Annotated in this window: 18 protein-coding genes; 12 read left to right on the top strand and 6 right to left on the bottom strand. The window is 60.2% G+C overall.

Going from position 1 to position 21,275, the window contains the following annotated elements; translation table 11 throughout:
• Positions 1–89 precede the first annotated feature (89 nt).
• Positions 90–557, top strand: a complete 468-nt coding sequence (locus SJY13_RS15680) for a DUF1203 domain-containing protein (protein WP_377192121.1) — start codon at positions 90–92, stop codon at positions 555–557.
• Here SJY13_RS15680 and SJY13_RS15685 read toward each other — a convergent pair.
• On the bottom strand, positions 554–1,546 hold the full coding sequence (locus tag SJY13_RS15685) for an ABC transporter ATP-binding protein (RefSeq protein WP_377192123.1): 993 nt from the start codon (positions 1,544–1,546) through the stop codon (positions 554–556). The two genes, SJY13_RS15680 and SJY13_RS15685, sit on opposite strands and share 4 nt — an antisense overlap.
• A gap of 87 nt (positions 1,547–1,633) precedes the next feature.
• On the opposite strand from SJY13_RS15685, the gene SJY13_RS15690 reads away from it, so the two are divergent.
• The 4 genes from SJY13_RS15690 to polA all read left to right on the top strand — a co-directional run bounded on the left by SJY13_RS15690 (position 1,634) and on the right by polA (position 5,984).
• Positions 1,634–1,813 (top strand): zinc-finger domain-containing protein, encoded by a 180-nt coding sequence (locus tag SJY13_RS15690; RefSeq protein ID WP_085822612.1) that lies wholly within the window; start codon positions 1,634–1,636, stop codon positions 1,811–1,813.
• Between the two features lie 82 nt (positions 1,814–1,895).
• Entirely contained in the window at positions 1,896–2,558 is a 663-nt protein-coding gene (locus tag SJY13_RS15695) for a YrbL family protein (protein ID WP_377192125.1), read from the top strand.
• An 89-nt stretch (positions 2,559–2,647) separates the two neighbouring features.
• On the top strand, positions 2,648–3,118 hold the full coding sequence (locus SJY13_RS15700; protein WP_377192127.1) for a hypothetical protein: 471 nt from the start codon (positions 2,648–2,650) through the stop codon (positions 3,116–3,118).
• Between the two features lie 70 nt (positions 3,119–3,188).
• A complete protein-coding gene (gene polA / locus SJY13_RS15705) occupies positions 3,189–5,984 on the top strand; it encodes a DNA polymerase I (RefSeq protein ID WP_377192129.1) in 2,796 nt (931 codons plus the stop codon).
• 58 nt (positions 5,985–6,042) lie between these two features.
• On the opposite strand, the gene SJY13_RS15710 is transcribed toward polA, so the two are convergent.
• Positions 6,043–6,273 carry a DUF2798 domain-containing protein gene (locus tag SJY13_RS15710; protein WP_377192131.1) on the bottom strand — a complete coding sequence of 77 codons (231 nt, stop codon included), beginning with the start codon at positions 6,271–6,273 and terminating at the stop codon, positions 6,043–6,045.
• 80 nt (positions 6,274–6,353) lie between these two features.
• Complete coding sequence (locus tag SJY13_RS15715) at positions 6,354–7,103, bottom strand: hydroxypyruvate isomerase family protein (protein ID WP_377192133.1); 750 nt, start codon at positions 7,101–7,103, stop codon at positions 6,354–6,356.
• 179 nt (positions 7,104–7,282) lie between these two features.
• Here SJY13_RS15715 and SJY13_RS15720 point away from each other — a divergent pair, with 179 nt between their 5' ends.
• Entirely contained in the window at positions 7,283–8,221 is a 939-nt protein-coding gene (locus SJY13_RS15720; RefSeq protein WP_377192135.1) for a DMT family transporter, read from the top strand.
• Here SJY13_RS15720 and SJY13_RS15725 read toward each other — a convergent pair.
• Positions 8,218–8,796, bottom strand: a complete 579-nt coding sequence (locus SJY13_RS15725; RefSeq protein ID WP_377192137.1) for a DUF1285 domain-containing protein — start codon at positions 8,794–8,796, stop codon at positions 8,218–8,220. The two genes, SJY13_RS15720 and SJY13_RS15725, sit on opposite strands and share 4 nt — an antisense overlap.
• Positions 8,797–8,860: 64 nt before the next feature.
• On the opposite strand from SJY13_RS15725, the gene SJY13_RS15730 reads away from it, so the two are divergent.
• The 6 genes from SJY13_RS15730 (at position 8,861) to SJY13_RS15755 (ending at position 18,370) form a co-directional block, all read left to right on the top strand.
• Positions 8,861–9,868 carry an AAA family ATPase gene (locus tag SJY13_RS15730; RefSeq protein ID WP_085822620.1) on the top strand — a complete coding sequence of 336 codons (1,008 nt, stop codon included), beginning with the start codon at positions 8,861–8,863 and terminating at the stop codon, positions 9,866–9,868.
• Positions 9,865–10,740: a DUF58 domain-containing protein gene (locus tag SJY13_RS15735; protein ID WP_377192139.1), complete on the top strand. Its 876-nt coding sequence runs from the start codon at positions 9,865–9,867 to the stop codon at positions 10,738–10,740. Before SJY13_RS15730 ends, SJY13_RS15735 begins: the two co-directional genes overlap by 4 nt.
• On the top strand, positions 10,737–13,502 hold the full coding sequence (locus tag SJY13_RS15740) for a DUF4159 domain-containing protein (RefSeq protein ID WP_377192141.1): 2,766 nt from the start codon (positions 10,737–10,739) through the stop codon (positions 13,500–13,502). The genes SJY13_RS15735 and SJY13_RS15740 overlap by 4 nt, the downstream gene beginning before the upstream one ends.
• Entirely contained in the window at positions 13,499–15,541 is a 2,043-nt protein-coding gene (locus SJY13_RS15745) for a hypothetical protein (protein ID WP_377192143.1), read from the top strand. Before SJY13_RS15740 ends, SJY13_RS15745 begins: the two co-directional genes overlap by 4 nt.
• Before the next feature lie 156 nt (positions 15,542–15,697).
• The gene (locus SJY13_RS15750; RefSeq protein WP_377192145.1) at positions 15,698–17,899 is read left to right on the top strand and encodes a response regulator; all 2,202 of its coding nucleotides are present in this window, start codon (positions 15,698–15,700) and stop codon (positions 17,897–17,899) included.
• 9 nt (positions 17,900–17,908) lie between these two features.
• Positions 17,909–18,370, top strand: coding sequence for a VOC family protein (locus tag SJY13_RS15755; protein ID WP_377192147.1), 462 nt, complete (start codon positions 17,909–17,911; stop codon positions 18,368–18,370).
• Here the strand turns inward: SJY13_RS15755 and yaaA are convergent.
• The gene (gene yaaA, locus SJY13_RS15760) at positions 18,361–19,131 is read right to left on the bottom strand and encodes a peroxide stress protein YaaA (RefSeq protein WP_377192149.1); all 771 of its coding nucleotides are present in this window, start codon (positions 19,129–19,131) and stop codon (positions 18,361–18,363) included. The genes SJY13_RS15755 and yaaA overlap by 10 nt on opposite strands.
• Positions 19,132–19,164: 33 nt before the next feature.
• A complete protein-coding gene (gene recQ / locus SJY13_RS15765; protein WP_377192151.1) occupies positions 19,165–21,204 on the bottom strand; it encodes a DNA helicase RecQ in 2,040 nt (679 codons plus the stop codon).
• Positions 21,205–21,275: the final 71 nt, after the last annotated feature.

Consider the following 21,275-nt stretch of genomic DNA (forward strand, 5'->3'; position numbering starts at 1 on the left):
TTTTTCGAGTCCTTTGCGCCATTGCGCAGGAAACGGGTCGCCTGGTGGTAGGGCGGTGGACATATTTGGGCCAGAAAAGGAGACATATCATGCACAGAATTTCTGCCCTCCCCACCGCTCAGGTTGAGGCCTATCGCAGCGGTGCGCCCGACGGCTATGGCAACCCGCCGGAGCGGGCGATTTCAAACGGGCAGGGCAACCCCTGCCGCCACTGCCTGACCTATATTCCGGAGGGAAAAGAGATGCTGGTGCTGGCCCACAGGCCCTTTCCCGCGACGCAGCCATTTGCCGAAACCGGGCCGATTTACCTTTGTGTAGAGCCTTGTCAGCGCCATGAGGACCCGTCAGAATTGCCCGAGGCGCTGACCGCCTCACCCAATTATCTGATCAAAGGGTACGGGGTGGATGACCGCATCGTCTATGGCACCGGGATCATCACGCCACAGGCGGATATACATAACGCGGCCGAGGATATCTTTGCCCGCGATGATGTTGCTTATATCCACATCCGCTCGGCGCTGAACAATTGCTATCACGCGCGGATCGACCGGACCTAAAGCCTGACGCGGTGTATACCCCGGCGCGGCTGATCCTGATCATCCGCCGGGGGATCATCTGATTGAGCCGAGGTCAGGGCGAGGAACACATCCTCAAGGTCTGCCTCTTCGGTGCGGACGTCACGGATGCGGATATCAGCTGTCCTAACGGATTCCAGAACCCGTTCGGCGCTGGTCTGCGCGCTGCGATAATGCAGAACCAAACTGCCATCGTCGCGCAAAGCGGCCTCGACGCCGTCAGCCACTGGCAAGCCCGTGACCGGGGCGTCTGGAGTGATCACCATGGTGCGGCTATCCATCCGGTCCAGCAGGTTGGCGGTGCTGTCCTGCGCGATCTTTTCGCCGTGGTTGATGATTGCGATTTGATCGCACATTTCCTGCGCTTCTTCCAGGTAATGGGTGGTCAGAATGATCGTCATGCCCTGTTCGTTCAGCTTGCGTACGTTGGACCACAGCATCTGGCGCAACTCGATGTCTACACCGGCCGTGGGTTCGTCCAGCACCAGGATGCGGGGGTGATGCACCAATGCCTTGGCCAGCAGCAGACGTCGCCGCATCCCGCCGGACAGGGTGCGGGCATAAGCCTCGGCCTTGTCGCTGAGGCCGACAAGTTCGAGGATCTCGTCGCTGCGGCGCTGCGATTTGGGCACGCCATAAAGGCCAGCCTGCACCTCAAGCGCGCCCCGTGGCGAGAAGAATGGATCAAGGTTCAGCTCTTGCGGCATGACACCGATGGCCGCGCGTGACTGGCGTGGGTGCTGATCCTGATCAAAGCCCCAGATCGACACATGACCTGCGGTTTTCACCACCAGACCCGCCAAAATGTTGATCAGGGTCGATTTCCCGGCGCCGTTCGGCCCCAGCAGACCAAAGACGGACCCGCGCGGGATAGTCAGGTCGATACCTTTCAGCGCCTGCTTTTCGGGCTGGCCTTTGCTGCCGCGATAGGTTTTGCGCAGCCCGTCGATCCTGATTGCCGCATCGCCCATGTCGCTCTTGCCCCCGGTTTACTCATCGCTCATAAACGCACCTAGTACATGCCCGCGAGGCCGACAACCGCAGAAGGATCGCCAGCCGTGACCATCGAAGCGCCGGAAACCAAGATCGTTGAAACCGCCCGGGTCGCCTGTGACGGCGGCGAAGGCGCATTGGGCCATCCGCGCGTCTGGTTACAAATCCCCGAGGATACCGGCTGGGTCGAATGCCCGTATTGCGATTGCAAATACGTCCTGGCAGGGCACGAAGCCCAGGCCTGATCGCATGATATGTGCTGTGTGGCTCATAGATTTGGTCAGGCTGGCCTAGACTGTGACGCATTCACGACAGAACGGAGGCCGGATGCTGTTTGCAGTGCAGCTTTTGCAGCTATCAGATCAAGAGCCTCTGGCCAAAGGTGGCCACCGGGATGTCTATGCGTGCCCGGGCCAACCTGAACTGCTGATTAAGGTGACACGGCCGCGAACACGCCGGAACCGATCCTTCTCGAAACGTCTTGTGCGGAGGCTTATGCCGGATTCTGCCTTTCGCAATGCGCTGAAAGAAATCGAGTGCGAGATGAAGGCAGCCTTGAAAAGCGGCCCCGATATCGCGCAACTGCCGTTGGCGCGATCCTTTGGGATAGTGCAGACGGATGTCGGACCGGGGGTTGTGGTCGAAAAGATCCAATCCGACGATGGCGATCTTGCCCGCCATTTGTCGTGGATGTGCAAACGCAATGTGTTGAATGACGCCATTTTGGAGAACCTCAACAGCTTTGTGCAAAAGCTGTACGCGTTTCAGATCGTTGGCCGCGATATCCACGAAATGAACATCGTCTACGGGCAGCGCGATCAGGTGCATATGTTCTTTCTGATCGATGGCTACGGCGAACGTAACCTTGTCCCTCTGCGCACGCTGAGCCGCAAGTTGAATGACCGGTCGCTGAACAAACAGATGCGACAGATTGCCGATAACACTGGCTTGCGCTGGGACGCGGCGACGCGGGCCTTCAGTTTGAACTGAACGACCGCCCTCTGGGCAATCCGGGCGCATTCCCAAGTCTTGCCATGTTTCAATGCTATCTGGAGCGCACATTTGCATGAGGGTGAACGATGACTGAAGTTACCGCGCAGAACGACCACAGCCCTGTTTTTGGTTGGCTGGGCTTTTTGATTGCCTCAACCTCCCTCATGGCGGCGTTGTTTGTTTTTTGGGCGGGGCCTTTTGCGCCCCAGCAATCTACCGGCGTTTCTCTGGGAGAGCTTGCAGCTGAAATCGGTAAATCCACTTTGCGCTCGGCCGCTGGGCTGGACCAGCCTGAGCCTGTTGCACGCGCGCGCAACATGGATGATTTCCTGCAAATCGGCGTTGCCATGTTGGGTGGCCTGGCGATCATTCTCGCGGCTGTCGGTCTGATGCGCCATGAAAAAAAGCGCCCCGCCATAGCGGGCATCGTGATCGGCGCGGGCGCGATCCTGTTTCAGTTCTTCGCGATGGCCTTTTTCGCCCTTTTGGGTGTGTTGGTCATCATGGCCTTGCTGAACAGCTTCTCGGATGTCTTCTCAGGCCTCTTCGGCGGATAGTACCCCTTCTTCGCTGGTCACCCGCGCGGCCCTGTGGCAGAACCATCCCTGTCTGACAGGGAGAGCGCGCATGAGTGAATTCGGCAAAGGGTGTCACCTGCATCTGATCGATGGATCGGCCTTTATTTTTCGAGCCTATCACGCACTGCCACCGCTGACGCGCAAGTCTGACGGGTTGCCGATCGGCGCCGTTTCGGGCTTTTGCAACATGCTGCAGAAATATGTCGAAGGGAATGCGGGGCCGGACGCGCCAACTCATGTGGCAGTGATCTTCGACAAGGGCTCGCACACGTTCCGCAATGACATGTATGATCTGTATAAGGCCAACCGAGAGGCTATGCCCGAGGACCTGCGCCCGCAGATGCCCCTGACCCGTGAGGCGACACGTGCCTTCAACATCGCCTGCAAAGAGCTTGAGGGCTATGAGGCCGACGATATCATTGCCACCCTTGCCGTTCAGGCGCGAGAGGCTGGTGGGCGTGTGACCATCGTCAGTTCCGACAAGGACCTGATGCAGCTTGTTGGCGGCGGCGTCGAGATGCTGGATGCGATGAAGAACAAGCGCATTGACCGCGACGGGGTGATCGAGAAATTCGGCGTCGGCCCGGAACGTGTGGTCGATGTACAGGCGCTGGCCGGAGACAGTGTCGACAACGTGCCCGGCGCGCCGGGGATCGGGATCAAGACGGCGGCGCTGCTGATCAATGAATATGGCGATCTGGAAACTCTGCTAGACCGTGCCGAAGAGATCAAACAGCCTAAACGCCGCCAGACCCTGATCGAAAAGCGCGACCAGATCGAGCTGTCGAAAAGGCTGGTGCAGTTGGATGAGCAGACGCCTTTGGATTTCACTCTGGACGATCTTGAGGTCAAAGACCCCGAACCGGAAACGCTGTTGGGGTTTCTGGCCGAGATGGAGTTCCGCACCCTGACCAAGCGTATTGCCGACAAGCTGGGGGCCGAGGCCCCGTCAATTGCGGATGCGCCTGCACCTGTGGATGAGCCGGAAGTTGAGGCCGCGCCCTTTGATGCATCGAAGTACGAATGCGTGCGGGATGCGGCGGCCCTGCAAAATTGGATCGACCAAGCTTATGAACGTGGCTGGGTCGCGGTGGATACCGAAACCACCGGCCTGAACGAGATGATCGCCGATCTGGTCGGCATCTCGCTGTGCATTGAGGCGGGCACGGCCTGTTACGTCCCGCTGATTCATCGTCAAAGTGCGACTGATGACCTGTTTGGCTCGGTTGCGCTGGCCGAAGGGCAGATGCCGCTGGATCAGGCTTTGAACTTGCTGAAGCCGATGCTTGAGGACCCGTCGATCCTGAAGATCGGGCAGAACATGAAATACGATGCCAAGATATTCAAACGCTATGGGGTCACTGTCGCGCCGATCGACGACACGATGTTGATGTCTTATGCGATGCATGGCGGCGAACATGGGCATGGGATGGATACGCTCTCGGAACGGTATCTGAGCCATACGCCGATTCCGATCAAGCCGCTGCTGGGGTCCGGAAAATCGGCAATCACCTTTGACAAGGTGCCGATTGACGAGGCCACCGCTTATGCGGCAGAGGACGCCGATATCACCTTGCGCCTGTGGAAGCTGTTCAAACCACAACTGCATCAGGTACAGGTGACGACGGTTTATGAAACGCTGGAACGTCCGTTGGTGCCGGTTCTGACCGAGATGGAGATGCACGGCATCAAGGTCGACCGCGATGTGCTGTCCCGCATGTCCAACGCCTTTGCGCAGAAAATGGCCGGGTTAGAGGCTGAAATCCACGAATTGGCAGGAGAGCCGTTCAATGTCGGGTCGCCGGCGCAGCTGGGTGAGATCCTGTTCGACAAGATGGGTTTGGAAGGCGGCAAGAAAGGCAAGACCGGAAAGTATTCGACCGGGGCCGATATTCTTGAGGATCTGGCGACCGAGCATGAATTGCCGCGCCGGGTGTTGGACTGGCGGCAATTGTCCAAGCTGAAATCGACTTATACGGACGCGCTGCAGACCCATATCAACCCCGATACGGGCCGGGTGCATACGTCTTATTCGATCACCGGGGCCAATACAGGCCGTCTGGCCTCAACCGATCCGAACCTGCAGAACATTCCAGTGCGCACTGAAGAGGGACGGCGCATTCGCGAGGCGTTCATCGCCGAGCCGGGCAATGTGCTGGTCAGCCTCGACTACAGCCAGATTGAGTTGCGGATTCTGGCACATATCGCGGAAATCCCTGCCTTGAAACAGGCCTTTACGGATGGGTTGGACATTCACGCCATGACTGCGTCCGAGATGTTCGACGTACCGTTGGACGAGATGACTCCGGATATTCGCCGCCAAGCCAAAGCGATCAACTTTGGTGTGATCTACGGCATCTCGGGTTTTGGTCTGGCGCGCAACCTGCGCATTCCCCGGGCCGAGGCGCAAGGATTCATCGACCGGTATTTCGAGCGTTTCCCGGGAATCAGAGCCTATATGGACGACACCGTCGCCTTTGCGAAAGAGCACGGTTATGTTCAGACCTTGTTCGGGCGTAAAATTCACACACCCGAGATCAATGCCAAGGGGCCGCATGCCGGGTTCTCGCGTCGGGCGGCGATCAACGCGCCGATCCAGGGGACGGCAGCGGATGTGATCCGGCGCGCCATGGTGCGGATGCCGGGGGCGATCAACGGGTTGCCTGCCAGGATGCTGTTGCAAGTGCATGATGAATTGTTGTTCGAAGTGGCCGAAGACGCGGTGGATCAGGTGATCAGTGTGGCGCGCGACATTATGGAAGGTGCATCAAACCCGGCGGTGAAACTGGACGTAAAGCTGAGCGTGGATGCCGGGCAGGGCGCGAACTGGGCTGAAGCCCACTAGACGTTTATAATGCGGGCTGCGCTACTCATCAGGCCCGACGGGCCCTCTTCGCAGCGGGTCAGCCCTGCGGTCTGACCATGCGATTGACCAGCCGTTGCACGCTGGGACCAAGCAGCAGGATGACAGTGAAGGCGATGGGCCAGCAAAAAGCCCAGGACGCCATCCAATCCCCAATCGTGCCGGGGCCAAACCCGATGGCTTTAACCGTGGCGATCCCTGTCACGATGCAGGACATGAGGCCGGACATGATCAGGCTAAATACGGCGCGGGCATAGCGGGCAGGGAACATGTCTGGCCTCCTTGACTCTGTGATGATCGGGTGTGGGGTATTTCGGGATCAATTGCCAGACAGCATCATGAGGCGCGGTGTCACATCCAGCCCAGCGATTGGCTGGTGCGGGATGTGGAGGCGGTGTATTCGGCGCTGACCCAACCAGAATAGCCGGTGTTTTCCATCGCGGCGAAAAGGGCTGCGAAATCTGTTGGGCCGCGCCCCGGTTCCGAGCGGTCGGGGGCAGCACCGATCTGGGCGTGAACGACCCGCGGGTGAAACCGATCCCAGATCGCCTGCGCGTCGCCATGGATCATATGGGCGTGAAAGCTGTCAAATTGCAGACCCAGATTGGGGCGGTCCACCTGGTTCAAAATCTCGACCGCCAGATCGTAGTCGTTCAGGAAGTACCCGGGTTGTGACACCGGGTTGAGCGGTTCGATCGTGATTTGCTGATGGGGGGCGAAATCAGCGGCCCATTGCAGGTTCTTCACAAAGCATTCCAGCGCATCCGACCCTGAGGCATAGCCCGACATGATATGGATCAGCCCGGGTCGCAGGATATCGGCATAACGCAAAACGCGACGGATATCAGACTGAAAACGCGCCTCACCCCCGGGGATGGCTGCATATCCCGGCGCACCCCCGGTATAGTTCGGCGGTGGCGCGTTGATCAGTACCAGATCCAGCCCGTTGGCCAGCAGGGCGCGGCGGGTTTCTTTTGCCGCCTGTTCGTAGGGAAACAAAATCTCGACCGCTTTAAAGCCCGCCTCAGCCGCAGCCTGAAACCGGTCGAGATAAGGAAGCTCGGTGAACAGCAGCGAGATATTGGCAGCGAATTTGGGCATGTGGGGCCTCGGAAATCTGATGGCCGAACCATAGCGTCGGGCCGGTTTCAGTGAAAGGGACTGAAAACGACAGATTGTCGAAAATCGACCAGATCGCCCGGCGCATTTCAGTGAGGTTCGGAACATTACGGCGAATCATTTCAGGCGCCGTACCAACAAAAGGTTTGACCCTAATGGCGATGAGCCCTGACCCCGTGCGCGGGACCACCCTTTCTATGTCCGGCGGAAGGATTTCTGCCTTGTCCGGAAATGGGTTGGCGGTCGCTTCAATGCTGACTTGGGCGGCCGGGTTTCCGGCGGCCGAGGTGTTGTTGCAGACCTGGCCACCGGTTGCTCTGTTGGCGGCGCGGTTGGCGCTTGCGGTGGTTGTCATGGTGCCGATCTGGCTTTTGATCGACGGGCCGCGGCGGGTGCTGCGTGCCCGCTGGGGCCATGCGATGCTGGTCGGAGGGCTTGGGATTGGCATTGCCATGTTCCTGCTTATTGTTGCGCAAAAGCTGACCGATCCGGTGACGGTTGCAATCATTGCCTCTTGTGCGCCGCTGATGGCCACAGTGCTGGAGCTTGCAGCAGGCACGCGGCGCTTGCGGTGGAATTTTGCGCTGGGTGTGTTGGTGTCGATTGTCGGCGGATTGATTGCGACCAGTGCGGTGGCGCCTGCTCAGCTGGGTCTGGGGGCGGTCTGTGCCATTGGGGCAACGGGCCTGTTCTGCTGGGCCAGCATGGCAACGGCGCGCGACTTTCCAGACCTTAGCCACACGGGACGCACCACGATCACGTTCGCTGGCGGGCTGGTCATGGCATCGCTGCTGGTGTTTGGGGCGGCGCAGATGGGTATGGATGTGTTGCCTGCGACCGCCTTTGACACTCAGCAGGCTGGGATGTTGATGATCTACGCGATTATCTCGATGGGGCTGAGCCAGGTTTTCTTTGTCGCGTCCATTGGTAAGCTGGGCGTCGCTCTGACCTCATTCCATATCAACATCGCGCCGTTTTACGTGATGGTGATCATGGTGATGATGGGGGATGAGTGGAATTCAACCCGCGCGCTGGGCGCAGGGATCGTGGCGCTGTCCGTTGTGCTGGCGCAGGATCGCCGGGTCGCGCGCCCGGCTTAGCCCGGCAAATCGTCCGAACGGATCAGCGGAAAAAACTGCCCCCCGGACCAGACCCCAAACCAGCCATCTAGATGCGTTGCGATGTCCACGAGGCGATAAAAGCTTTTGCGATCAATGCGCGCCTCCAGGTTTGCGCGAACCAATATATACGGAGACGGCTCATCTGTTTCCGCGTCTATGACAATTCGGATGGGATGATCCGGACCCGCGACGGCGACATCGCCCACATGGGTGGAAAAACTCAACCTCTGGGCCTGTCCGTCGCCTTCGGCCTCAAAATCCACCGCGATAAAGGGCGCGTCCTCGACGGTGATTCCCACCTTTTCAACCGGGGTAACCAGAAAGTACTTTCCGTCTTCTTTCTTAAGAATTGAGGAAAAAAGCTTCACAAGCTCGAACCGGTTGATCGGCGATCCTAAATAACACCAGGTGCCATCTTTTGCGATATACATGTCCAGATCGCCGCAAAACGGAGGATTCCACAGGTGTACGGGGGGTAAACCCCGTGTTTTGGTCGCTTTGATCGAACTCGCCAGCCCGTCCGGAGAAGGAGTCACAGGTTTTTGTCCACTCATTGCTTTTGCCATTTCCTTTTCGCGCGATACACTTCAACCATAATAGTCCACGGAAGGGAAAGTCATGACCGAACCTGCCGACCTCGTGTCCGAGATCGAAGCGCTGGAAACCAAACTGCAAGAGGCCAAGGCCTCGATCACCCGTCGCTTTATCGGACAGGAAAGGGTCGTGGACCTGACCCTGACGGCATTGCTGTGTGGCGGCCATGCGCTGCTGATCGGCCTGCCGGGTTTGGGCAAGACGCGCCTGGTAGAAACGCTGTCGACTGTAATGGGGCTGAACGGTAACCGCATTCAGTTCACACCAGACCTGATGCCTGCTGACATTCTGGGCTCCGAAGTGTTGGACACCGCCGAGGATGGCAGCCGCCACTTCCGGTTCATTTCCGGGCCGATCTTCTGCCAGTTGCTGATGGCGGATGAAATCAACCGCGCCAGCCCCCGGACGCAGTCGGCGCTGCTGCAGGCGATGCAGGAACGCACCGTGACAGTGGCCGGTGAAGACCGCGATCTGGGCGTGCCGTTCCACGTTCTGGCCACGCAGAACCCGATTGAACAGGAAGGCACCTATCCGCTGCCCGAGGCGCAGCTGGACCGTTTCCTGGTGCGGATCGACGTGGAGTATCCCGATCGCCAGACCGAACGGGATATTCTTCTGGCCACGACCGGGGTTGAAGAGGACGAGGCGCATCAGATTTTCAGCAAAGAAGAGCTTTTGGCCGCGCAGGTCCTGCTGCGCCGGATGCCGGTGGGTGAATCCGTGGTCGAGTTGATCCTTGATCTGGTCCGCGCCTTCCGCCCGGATGAGGCAGGCGTGTCCGAACGGGTTTCTGAGACGGTGGCCTGGGGCCCCGGCCCCCGTGCGGCACAGGCGCTGATGATGACAGTGCGGGCGCGGGCGATGCTGCAGGGGCGTTTGGCCCCAAATGCCGAGGATGTACTGGATATGGCGCGCCCGGTGCTCAGCCACCGGATGGCGCTGAATTTCGCGGCGCGGGCGCGGGGGGATAGCCTTGCTGATCTGATCGAATCCACTGCCGCGGGGTTGACCCGCACTGAGGCCGCGGCGTGAATGCTGCGCTGACCCTTCGCGAAAGATCTGAAGCCGAAGCGGCCCGACTGCCGCCGCTTTTGGCGCGGGCCGAACATCTGGCCGGCACCGTCCTGCTGGGCGATCACGGGCGCAGGCGATCCGGTCTGGGCGATGATTTCTGGCAATACCGCCCGGCGCAGATCGGCGACAGTCGGCGGATGATCGACCATCGCCGCTCGGCCCGCGGGGATCAGCAGTTTGTGCGCGAACGCGAATGGCAAATCGCGCAATCGGTGATGTTGTGGGTGGATCAGGGCGCGTCGATGCGGTTTGCCTCGGACAAGTCCCTGCCCACCAAAGCGGACCGGGCGCGCCTGTTGGGGCTGGCCACGGCCATTCTGTTGGTGCGGGGGGGCGAACGTGTGGGCCTGACCGGCACCACTTTGCCGCCCCGGCGTGGCAATGCACAGATCATCCGTCTGGCAGAGGCTTTGTCCGACGAAATTCAGACTGACTATGCCACGCCGGAACATCGCGCCATGATTCCCCGCGCCCGCGCCGTGTTCATTTCGGATTTTCTGGGCCAGTTGAGCGAACTTGAACTTGCGCTGACAAAGGCCGCTGATCGCGGCGTCAGGGGCGTTCTTCTGCAAGTTCTGGACCCCAGCGAAGAGTCCTTCCCGTTCCGTGGACGCACGGTATTTGAGAGTGTCGCGAAGACGCTGAAACATGAGACGCTAAAAGCCGGTGCGTTGCGTGGAAGATACCTTGAACGTCTTGCAGAACGGAAAGAGGCCTTGAAACAACTCTGCCGCGCGACCGAGTGGCAATATGGGTTGCACCACACCGAAGATAGCGCGCAAGCGGCCTTGTTGTGGATGTATCGCGCAATGGACGGGAGCTTGCGATGACGGCGGCTTTGGCGGCTATCAGTTTCACTGCCCCTTGGGTCTTGGTGAGCCTCGCAGTTCTACCAATTCTGTGGCTGATTTTGCGCGCCGTTCCGCCCGCCCCCATACGCCGTTTCTTCCCCGCGGTGACATTACTTTTGGGAGAGAAAGACAAGGAAAGCGTATCCGATCGCACCCCCTGGTGGCTGCTGTTGCTTCGCATCCTTGCGACGGCGGCGATTATTGTCGGTCTTGCGGGGCCGGTTCTGAACCCCTCGCGTTTTCAGTACGGATCCGGGCCATTATTGTTGATCCTGGACGCAAGCTGGGCCGGATCAACGGGCTGGCCTTCCAATCTGGAACAGATCGACGCGCAATTGACCGAAGCTGGCCGGGCGGGCCGTCCGGTGTCGATTATGCGCCTGACAGAACCTGAAGTGCCAGTGTTTCAGGCCGCCGAAGCGTGGCGCGGCCGACTTCCGGGTCTGATGCCGATGCCGTGGCAGCCAACCGACAAGCAAATTGCGCAGACGCTAGAGGCTTTGGGTCAGATCGAAGGCGATTTTGACACCAACTGGTTCAGCGACAAGATAGCCTATCCAAGACATGCACAGGTCTTGAACGCGCTACAATCGCGCGGTGCGGTGACTGTGTATCAAAACTCCGAACCGGTCCTTGGGATGACACCTGCTGTGTATCAGGACGGTGTCATTCAACTGACTGCAAACCGGTCAGAGCCTGGCCCGGTCCGTCAGGTGACGCTGCTGGCACAGGGGCGCGATCCGGCGGGCGTTATGCGCGTTCTGCAATCCTCTGTGTTGGTTTTCGAAGAAAATCAGACGCAGGCGCAGGTGGACTTGGCGCTGCCATCCGAGTTGCGCGGGCGGATCACCCGGTTCGAAATCCAGGGACAGCGCTCGGCCGGCGCGTTGACCCTGACCGATGACAGCCTGCGACGACGTGAGATTGCCCTGATCGCCGGGACGCTCAACCGCGAAGGACTGGAGCTGCTGTCGCCACTGCACTACCTGACGCAGGTTTTGGTTCCTACCGCTGATTTCGTGGATGGCGGTCTGCTGGAAGTTCTGCCAGCAAACCCTGATGCGATCGTTCTGGCCGATGTCGCGAAATTGTCCGAGGCCGAGCAGGCTGGCGTGATCAAATGGGTTGAACAGGGCGGTCTGCTTTTGCGCTATGCCGGTCCGCGTATGGCCGCAAGTGATCTGGGCCGCGATGCCGAAGACACGCTGCTGCCGGTGCGTCTGCGCAGCGGTGGGCGCTCGGTTGGTGGCGCGATGAGCTGGGGTGAGGCCAAAGGGCTAGCGCCATTCCCCGAGAACTCGCCCTTTTACGGGTTGGATATCCCCGGTGATGTGACCGTCACCACGCAGGTTATGGCGCAACCGGACCCCAATCTGGCGGATCGGGTGATTGCGTCCCTGTCGGACGGCACGCCGTTGGTGACGCGCAAACCGCTGGGGCTGGGGCAGGTGGTGCTGTTCCATGTGACGGCAGACGCGGAATGGTCCAGCCTGCCACTGTCAGGCCTGTTTGTTGAGATGCTCGACCGGCTGGCCGTGGCCTCGGCGGCGAAATCGCGGCAGGAATCCCAACTGCAAGGCACCACTTGGGCACCGATTCAGGTCATGGATGGCTTTGGCACCTTGTCTGATGCGGGCAATCTGGCCGGTGTGGATGGGGTTGAACTGGTGGCGGGCACAATTGGTCCGGATCTGCGGCCCGGCTTGTACGAAAGCGGTAAGCAAAAACTGGCGCTGAATGTGCTGTCTGCGGACACGGTGTTGCGTCCGGTGACCTGGCCCTCGGACGTTCCGATCAAAGGGCAGGAAGTGAACACTGAGACGCCGATCGGAGGCCTGCTGCTGAGCCTTGCGCTCTTGTTGCTGACGGTGGACGTGATCGCCTCGCTGGCGCTGTCGGGGCGGCTGGGGCTGGCTAAGGTCGCAGCGGTGGCCTTGGGCACGGCCTTTCTGGTGCCCGAAGCACAAGCGCAGACACCCGAGGAAACAGACTTCGCGCTCAGCGCTACGCATGAGCTGGTTCTGGCCCATGTCATGACCGGCAATGCCGAAGTGGATGATATTGCCGGTGCGGGGATGCGCGGTCTGGCGCAGACGCTGTTTTTCCGCACCTCGGTCGAACCTGCAAATCCCATCGGCGTTGATCTGGAACGTGACGAGCTGGCCTTTTTCCCGCTGCTCTATTGGCCTGTTACCCCGGATCAACCGCAACCCTCAGCCGAGGCTTACGCCAAGCTGAACGCTTATCTTCGGTCCGGTGGCATGATCCTGTTTGACACCCGCGACGCCGATATCGCCCGGTTCGGGGCCGCCAGCCCCAATGGGCGCAAGTTGCAACAGCTGGCCGCGCCGCTGAATATCCCTTCGTTAGAGCCCATTCCCCGTGACCACGTGCTGACCCGCGCCTTTTACCTGCTGCAGGACTTCCCAGGTCGTTACGCAGGCACCGAGGTCTGGGTCGAGGCTGCGCCGATGGATGCAGAACAGATCGAAGGCATGCCCTTCCGCAATCTCAACGACAACGTGACCCCTGTGGTGATCGGTGGCAACGACTGGGCCGGGGCCTGGGCCGTGGATCGCAACGGCCAGGCGCTGCTGCCGGTGGGGCGCGGCTATGCCGGTGAACGTCAGCGCGAGCTGGCCAATCGCTTTGGCGTCAATCTGGTGATGCATGTGCTGACCGGGAATTACAAATCCGATCAGGTCCATGTGCCTGCTCTTTTGGACAGGTTGGGACAATGACAGGAACCGTCATATTCGATCCACTGATTCCGTGGCCCGTTCTGGCCATTGTGGCTGCGATTGCAGTTGCGGGTGTCCTTCTGGCCCTATGGCGCGGCTTGTCAGGCTGGGCGTTGCGCGGGCTGGCCGCGCTGGTGGTAATCGCGGCACTGTCGGGGCCGGTCTATCAGGTCGAAGATCGCGTACCGCTGACTGATATTGTCCTGATGATCGAGGATGAGAGCGCCAGCCAGACCCTGTCGGACCGGGCTGTGCAAACCGCGCAGGCCGCCGAAGAACTGGCCACCGAAATCGAATCCCGCACCAATACCGAGCTGCGCCGGATCAAGGTTGGCGACGGCGATGGCGACGAGGGCACGCAGGTCATGGGGGCACTGAACGCGGCTCTGGCCGAGGAACCCCGCGCCCGGATCGCAGGTATCCTTGTGGTGTCCGATGGTATCGTGCACGACGTGGATCAGGCCCCTGATCTGCCCGCGCCGATGCATCTGTTGCAAACCGGGCGCGCCGCGGATTGGGATCGTCGTCTGATTGTCCGCAACGCACCGGCCTTTGCCATTATTGGCGAGCCGGTCACTTTGACCTTGCGGGTCGAAGACAGCGGCGCTGCCCCCACCGGCGCGATCTCTGCCCCGCTTGAGATTTCGGTGGATGGGGGAGAACCGGAACAATTCACCATCCCGCTTGGCGTGGATGTGGAATTGCCGATCTCTCTGCCCCATGGCGGGCGCAATGTCATCCAGTTCACCGTGCCCGAGGCCGAGGGCGAATTGACCGATCGCAACAACACCGCGTTGATTCAGATGAACGGTGTGCGCGACCGTCTGCGGGTTTTGCTGGTATCGGGCGAGCCGCATCCGGGCGGACGGACATGGCGTAACCTGCTGAAATCCGACAGCTCGGTCGATCTGGTGCATTTCACCATTCTGCGCCCACCGGAAAAACAGGACGGAGTGCCGGTGGATGAGCTGTCTCTGATCGCTTTCCCGACCCGCGAGCTGTTTTTGGAAAAGATCAACGATTTCGACCTGATCATCTTTGACCGCTACAAGCGCCGCGGCATCCTGCCCGCAATCTATCTGGACAATGTCACCAACTATATCAACGACGGCGGCGCGGTGCTGATCGCTGCGGGGCCGGATTTTGCCACCGCTGACAGCATTTTCCGCTCGCCTCTGGCTCCGATCCTGCCGGCACAACCCACCGCGCGCGTTATTGAGGAACGGTTTGTGCCGATGGTCACGGATCTGGGCCATCGCCACCCGGTGACCACGAATCTGGGCGATTCCGAGGATTGGGGCGCATGGTTGCGCCAGATCGATGTCAAACACCGCTCGGGTGAGCTGTTGATGACCGGCGTGGATGACCGGCCACTTCTGGTGCTGGACCGGGTTGGTGAGGGGCGTGTGGCGCTGCTGGCTTCGGACCACGCCTGGCTGTGGAGCCGGGGGTTTGAGGGCGGCGGTCCGCAGTTGGAGCTGCTGCGGCGTCTGGCCCACTGGATGATGAAAGAGCCCGAGCTTGAGGAAGAAGCCCTATGGGCCGAGGCCAACGGCCGGGTCATGCGCATCATCCGCCAGACGCTTGAGAATGAGGTCGGGCCGGTGACTGTAACCCGCCCGAACGGTGAAACGCTTGAGATCACGCTGGAAGAGGTCTCACCGGGTCGGTTCGAAGCGTTGTATTTCGGGCCTGAGATTGGCCTTTATCGCCTGCAGGAAGGTGAACAAACGGCGGTGATCGGGTTGGGGCCTGCAGCACCAAAAGAGTTCGAACAGACCATAGCAACAGGTGAGGTGCTTGCGCCCGTATTGGCCGACCTGCGCGGCGGGGTTATTGCGCTTGAAAACGGTCTGCCCTCGATCCGCACCGTGCGCGCTGGGCGCCCGGCCGCGGGGCGCGGCTGGATCGGGCTGACCCCACGCAACGCCTATGAAACCCGCGACGTCACCCAGGCCGGGCTGTTGCCACCCTGGGTGGTTCTGTTGCTTGCAGGTGGTTTCCTGCTGGGCGGCTGGTTGCGCGAAGGGCGGCGCTGAGTGTGGCGGTCAAATCCGTCAGCGACCGGATTATCGCCAACGACCAACACCGGATCGGCCGCAAACATCGGGCGTGCACCAAAACAGAGGCAACGGCTTAAACACTTTTTCACGCTCTGTCGGGATGCTGGGTGCGGGTAATTCCGGGATCGGCAGATGAGTCTTGTAACCAAACTGGCACAGGAAAGACGCGCGCGGCTGGCGGCTGAGCGGTTGTTGGAAATGAAGCAGACCGAACTGTCAGCGGCCAACCGCAAACTGGGTTTGCACGCTGTGGCACTGACCAAACGTATCGGCGAAACACAGGCCGAGGTTGAAACGGTGCGCGACGAAAACGAAAAGGTCAAATCCGACCTGACCGTGGCCCATGCCAAGATCGAAGTGGCTGAGCGCCGGTTATGGCATTCGATTCAGACCATTCAGGACGGCTTTGCTTTTTTTGACGACCAGAACCGCCTGATTGGGGCCAACGCGGCCTATCTGCGTGTGTTTGAGGGTGTGGACGAGGTTGCGCCGGGCATTGCCTATGCCCGCATTCTAGAAGTTTTGATGGCCGAGGGGCTGATTGATATCGGTTCGGAGCCGCCGGCTGAGTGGCAGGCCAGAATGCTGGCGCGCTGGGCGGAACCACACCCTGAATCCGTTGTGATCAAGCTGTGGAATGGTCAGTATTTCAAGTTGATCGATCAGCGCGGCAATGGCGGCGACACCGTCAGTCTGGGCCTGAATATCACCGCCTCGGTCCGGCATGAGACCGAGTTGAAGGCCGCCCGCAAACGGGCGGAGGCTGCCAACCGTGCGAAATCGGCCTTTCTGGCCAATATGAGCCACGAGATCCGAACCCCGATGAACGGCATTGTCGGGATGACCGAGTTGATGTCAGAAACGCCACTGGACGATGAACAACGGCTCTACCTCAATACGATCCGCAATTCCGGTGAGGCGTTGCTGGTGATCATCAACGACGTATTGGACTACTCCAAGATCGAGGCCGACAAGCTGATCCTGCACCCCGAACAGTTTGATTTCGAACGCTGCATTCTTGAGGTGGCGATGCTGTTGCAGCCCAGCGTACGGGACAAGGGGCTGTCGTTGCTGGTCGATTATGACCTGTTCCTGCCCACCCTGTTTGTGGGCGACCCCGGTCGCGTGCGGCAGGTTCTGACCAATCTGGTGGGCAATGCGGTCAAATTTACCTCAGAGGGTCACGTCCTGATCCGCGTCACCGGTGTGCCCAACGCAGAGCCCGACACGTGTGACATACATGTGGCGATTGAAGACACTGGTATCGGGATTGATGCGGACAAAATCGGGCACATCTTTGGCGAATTCAACCAGGTCGAGGATGAGCGCAACCGTCAGTTTGAAGGCACCGGGCTTGGTCTGTCCATCACCAAACGTTTGATCACGCTGATGGGCGGAGCTGTGTGGGTCGAAAGCGAGCCGGGGCAGGGATCGTGTTTCGGGTTCCGTATTTCGCTGCCCACGGCAGAAGGCCCGCAACCAGCGCCGCCCGATCTGGCAGATTGCCTGCGCCATGTGATCGTGGTCGAGGATATGGCCGTCAACCGCGCCATCCTGTCCAAACAGCTGGGTCGGTTGGGCTCTCACGTGACCGTCTGCGCAACGGGGGGTGAGGCGCTGGACGCCGTAGATGACAGTGTGGATCTTTTGCTGTGCGATCACGACCTGCCGGATATGGACAGTCTGGAACTGGCAAGCACGCTACAAAAACGGGGCTGGGGCGATCTGCCCGTGGTGGTGATGTCGGTCAATCCCGGCGTTGTTCACGCCAACCCGGCGCGCCACCTGATCGACGGGGTCTTGCAGAAACCGATCCCGCGGGCCGAGCTATATTCCCGCCTGACCGCCCTAAGCCATGGGCCGCGCGTGTCAGCGGCCGAGCCGGAAACCCCAATGCCGGTCGAGGTTCCCAAAACCCACCGGCTGATGCGGGTCCTGGCGGCCGAGGATAACCGGACCAATCAATTGATCCTGAAAAAGATGGTGAAAGATCTGAACATCGATCTGAAATTCGTCAGCAACGGGGTTGAAGCGGTGCAAGCCCATCTCGACTTTGATCCGGATTTGATCTTCATGGATATCTCGATGCCCAAAATGGACGGCAAACAGGCCACGGTCGAGATCAGACGGCGCGAAGTTGAAACCGGGCGTCACGTGCCGATTGTTGCACTGACGGCGCATGCCATGGCGGGGGATGATCAAGGTATTCTGTCCGCCGGGCTGGATCACTATCTGACGAAGCCGCTGCAAAAGCGGAAAATCCAACGGATGATCCTGGATCACCAGCCCGAAGTTGCTCTGCCCGTCATTGCCGAGGATGCGTTGCCCGACTAGGCTGATCCCATGTCAGACAATCGTGGATTTCAGCCGCGCGCCCTGGGCGAGATCGCCATTCGCTGCGCCGATATGGGGGCGATGGTGGCGTTTTATGAAGACGTGATCGGGCTGGAGCGCCTGAGTGGCGATCATAACAGCGCCATCACGTTCTTTCGCATTGCCGAAGGGTTTGGCGGTCATACGCAGGTATTGGCGCTGTTTCACCATTCCGCCGCCCCACGCCCTGGTCTGCACCCCAGCGGTGCACAGAGGCCAGCGACCGGTGCGGGCTCATCGCTGCATCACATCGCTCTGTCGCTGCCTTTTGCCGAACAAGACGCTGTGATGTGTTGGTATAACAAAATCGGTCAGCCCTACCGCGTGGAGCAATTCGGCTGGATCGGCTGGCGCGGTATTTTCACCGAAGACCCCGAGGGTAATACGGTCGAACTGGTCGCCTATGATCCTTCGATGCTGGATCAGGCCTGATAGGGGCGCACGAAGACGGGTTTGTCTTGTTCTGACAGATCCGGGCGGTAGGCATAGCCGCCAGAATCGAATTTCAGCAGGCCTTTGGGATCGGTCAGGCGGTGCTGAATGACATGGCGTGCCATCGCTCCGCGCGCTTTTTTGGCGAAAAAACTGACGATCTTGGGGGTGCCTGCTTTGTCCTCCATGAAAACCGGCGTGATGACCCGCAGTTTGAGCGCCCTCAGGTCGACAGCCCCGAAATATTCCTGACTGGCACAGTTGATCAGGACATTGCTGCCAACTTCCTCGGCTTGGGCGTTCAGCGCCTTGCTCAACTGATCGCGCCAATATTCATACAGGTTCTTGCCGCGGCGGGTTTTCAACCTGCTGCCCATTTCCAGACGATAGGCCTGAATCGCATCAAGCGGACGCAACACACCGTAAAGGCCGGACAGAATGCGCAGATGATCCTGCGCCCAGACCATCTCATCCGCATCCAGCGAGGTGGCCTCAAGCCCCTGATAGGTGTCGCCAGCAAAGGCCAGCGCGGCGGGACGGGTCGCATCTGCGGCGGGCGCATCAGAAAAGGCGCGATACCGGTCGCGATTCAACCGCGCCAGATCATCGCTCAGGTCCATCAGCTTTTTCAGATCGCCCAGCGTCAGATTGCGGGCGGTTTTCGACAGCAGAATCGCGTCGTCCTGAAAGTCGGGTTGGGTGGCCTCGACATCCCGTTCTGCCCAGTCCAGCCGTTTGGCCGGGGAAATCACTACCAGCATGTCCGCCCTCGTTTCTTGCCTGTATCGGGATATCTAGCCCGCCACGCGCAGCACGTCCAGAAAGGCCGCGCCAAACCTTTTGTGACGACGGTTGCCCAGCAGCTTTTCGATCGCTTGCGGATCGTCAGAGCGCAGTTGCGCGACCTTGGCCAGTTGCGAGGCTGAACAGGTCAGTGGCTTGTCGATCCCGTCGGGTCCCCGCGATAGTTGCGATTGCACTTCCAGCAGCCGGTCGTAGATATCGCCTTGATCGCGCCCGGCCAGTTTGCGCCGCGCCGGATGCAGTTCCTCGACCGCGCCGGTCAGAACCTCAAGGAATGTGGCCCCGTAGCGTTCCAGCTTTTTTGCGCCAATCCCGCTGATTCGGGCCATGTCGTCCAGATTGGCGGGGCGGGTTTCGGCCATCTCGATCAGGGTGCGATCAGGGAAGATAACATAGGCCGGAACGCGTGCGGATTCGGCCAGCGCGCGGCGCTTGGCCTTGAGCGCAGATAGCAGCGGCGCGTCTTCTTCGGACACCATGGCCTTGACGGCAGGGCGTCGCGTGGCCTTGCGGATCGTGTCCTTGCGCAGGTTGATCTGGGCTTCACCTTTCAGGATCGGTTTCGCGGCCTCGGTCATGCGCAACGCGCCGTGGCGGTCGGGGTCGGGGCGAACCAGATCATGGCCCATCATTTGCCGGAAAATCGCTTGCCACTGGGGCCGCGACCAGTCCTTGCCGATACCATAGGTGGACAGCGCATCATGGCGGCGGGCGCGGATCTTGTCGGTCTCGTTTCCCAGCAGGATGTCGATCAGATGGCCTGCACCGAACCATTCTTCGGTGCGCAGGATTGCGGACAGGGCCATGCGGACAGGGGTTGTGCCATCAAAGATTTCGGGCGGCGTGTCGCACAGATCACATTTGCCGCAAGGTTCGGTCTGTTCGCCGAAATACCCCAGCAAAGTCTGGCGGCGACAGGCCAGCGCCTCGGCCAGTCCCAGCAGAGAATTCAGCCGCGCGTGGTCGGCCATGCGCCGTTCGGACGGTGCAAGCCCTTCGTCGATCTGCGACCGACGCAGGCGGATATCATCCGCGCCAAACAGGGTCAGGGTTTCAGCAGGTCCGCCATCACGGCCCGCACGGCCGATTTCCTGATAGTAGGCCTCGATCGATTTGGGCAGGTCGGAATGGGCGACCCAGCGGATATCGGGTTTGTCGATGCCCATGCCAAAGGCCACAGTTGCAACCACGATCAGGCCATCTTCGCGGGCAAAACGGGTCTCGACGATGCGGCGATCCTCGGCCTCCATCCCGCCGTGATAGTGACAGGCCGAATGCCCCTCGGCACGCAGGGCCTGTGCCAGCACCTCGGTCTTGTTGCGGGTGCCACAGTAGACAATGCCCGACTGGGTTTTGCGGGCAGCGGCAAAGTCGAGGATCTGTTTGCGCGGTCCGTCCTTGGCGGCAAAGGCCAGATGGATATTGGGTCGGTCAAAGCCGCGCAGGAACTTGCGCGGGGTGCCGCCATCAAACAGCTTTTCAACAATCTCGTCCTGCGTTTCTGCATCCGCCGTGGCGGTGAAGGCCGCCAGCGGAACATCCAACGCGCGCCGCAGTTCTCCGATCCGAAGGTAGTCGGGTCGGAAATCATGGCCCCATTGGCTGACGCAATGGGCCTCGTCCACCGCAATCAGGCTGACATTGATCCGGCGCAGCATCCCCATCGCCGACCCGGCGGCCAGCCGTTCCGGGGCCATGTAAAGCAGCTTGAGCCGCCCGGCTTCCAGCGCTTCCCACACAGCATCGGTTTCTTCGGGGGTGTTGCCGGATGTCAAAGCGCCCGCCTCGACGCCGGCCTCTTGCAGCCCGCGCACCTGATCACGCATAAGGGCGATCAGCGGGGATATCACCACCGTGACCCCATCGCGCAGCAGCGCAGGCAGTTGGAAACACAGGGATTTACCACCCCCGGTCGGCATGATGGCCAGCACGTTTTCGCCTGCGGTCACGGCATCGACGATCTCCTCCTGACCGGGTCGGAAGTCATCGAATCCAAAGACATCTCGCAGCAAGGGTGCGGCGTCGAACATATGCGGGGTGACCCTGTTTTAAGGTTTATCTGCTCTTAAACAGGACAATCACATACTAAGAATCGGGGAAC

The sequence above is a fragment of the Ruegeria meonggei genome (genome assembly GCF_042768335.1).
GTDB lineage: Bacteria > Pseudomonadota > Alphaproteobacteria > Rhodobacterales > Rhodobacteraceae > Ruegeria > Ruegeria meonggei.

Coding starts and splice junctions, on each gene's coding strand:
- SJY13_RS15680 (WP_377192121.1), top strand. CDS start 90: ATGCACAGAATTTCTGCCCTCCCCACCGCTCAGGTTGAGGCCTATCGC.
- SJY13_RS15685 (WP_377192123.1), bottom strand. CDS start 1,546: ATGGGCGATGCGGCAATCAGGATCGACGGGCTGCGCAAAACCTATCGC.
- SJY13_RS15695 (WP_377192125.1), top strand. CDS start 1,896: ATGCTGTTTGCAGTGCAGCTTTTGCAGCTATCAGATCAAGAGCCTCTG.
- SJY13_RS15700 (WP_377192127.1), top strand. CDS start 2,648: ATGACTGAAGTTACCGCGCAGAACGACCACAGCCCTGTTTTTGGTTGG.
- polA (WP_377192129.1), top strand. CDS start 3,189: ATGAGTGAATTCGGCAAAGGGTGTCACCTGCATCTGATCGATGGATCG.
- SJY13_RS15710 (WP_377192131.1), bottom strand. CDS start 6,273: ATGTTCCCTGCCCGCTATGCCCGCGCCGTATTTAGCCTGATCATGTCC.
- SJY13_RS15715 (WP_377192133.1), bottom strand. CDS start 7,103: ATGCCCAAATTCGCTGCCAATATCTCGCTGCTGTTCACCGAGCTTCCT.
- SJY13_RS15720 (WP_377192135.1), top strand. CDS start 7,283: ATGAGCCCTGACCCCGTGCGCGGGACCACCCTTTCTATGTCCGGCGGA.
- SJY13_RS15725 (WP_377192137.1), bottom strand. CDS start 8,796: ATGAGTGGACAAAAACCTGTGACTCCTTCTCCGGACGGGCTGGCGAGT.
- SJY13_RS15730 (WP_085822620.1), top strand. CDS start 8,861: ATGACCGAACCTGCCGACCTCGTGTCCGAGATCGAAGCGCTGGAAACC.
- SJY13_RS15740 (WP_377192141.1), top strand. CDS start 10,737: ATGACGGCGGCTTTGGCGGCTATCAGTTTCACTGCCCCTTGGGTCTTG.
- SJY13_RS15745 (WP_377192143.1), top strand. CDS start 13,499: ATGACAGGAACCGTCATATTCGATCCACTGATTCCGTGGCCCGTTCTG.
- SJY13_RS15750 (WP_377192145.1), top strand. CDS start 15,698: ATGAGTCTTGTAACCAAACTGGCACAGGAAAGACGCGCGCGGCTGGCG.
- SJY13_RS15755 (WP_377192147.1), top strand. CDS start 17,909: ATGTCAGACAATCGTGGATTTCAGCCGCGCGCCCTGGGCGAGATCGCC.
- yaaA (WP_377192149.1), bottom strand. CDS start 19,131: ATGCTGGTAGTGATTTCCCCGGCCAAACGGCTGGACTGGGCAGAACGG.
- recQ (WP_377192151.1), bottom strand. CDS start 21,204: ATGTTCGACGCCGCACCCTTGCTGCGAGATGTCTTTGGATTCGATGAC.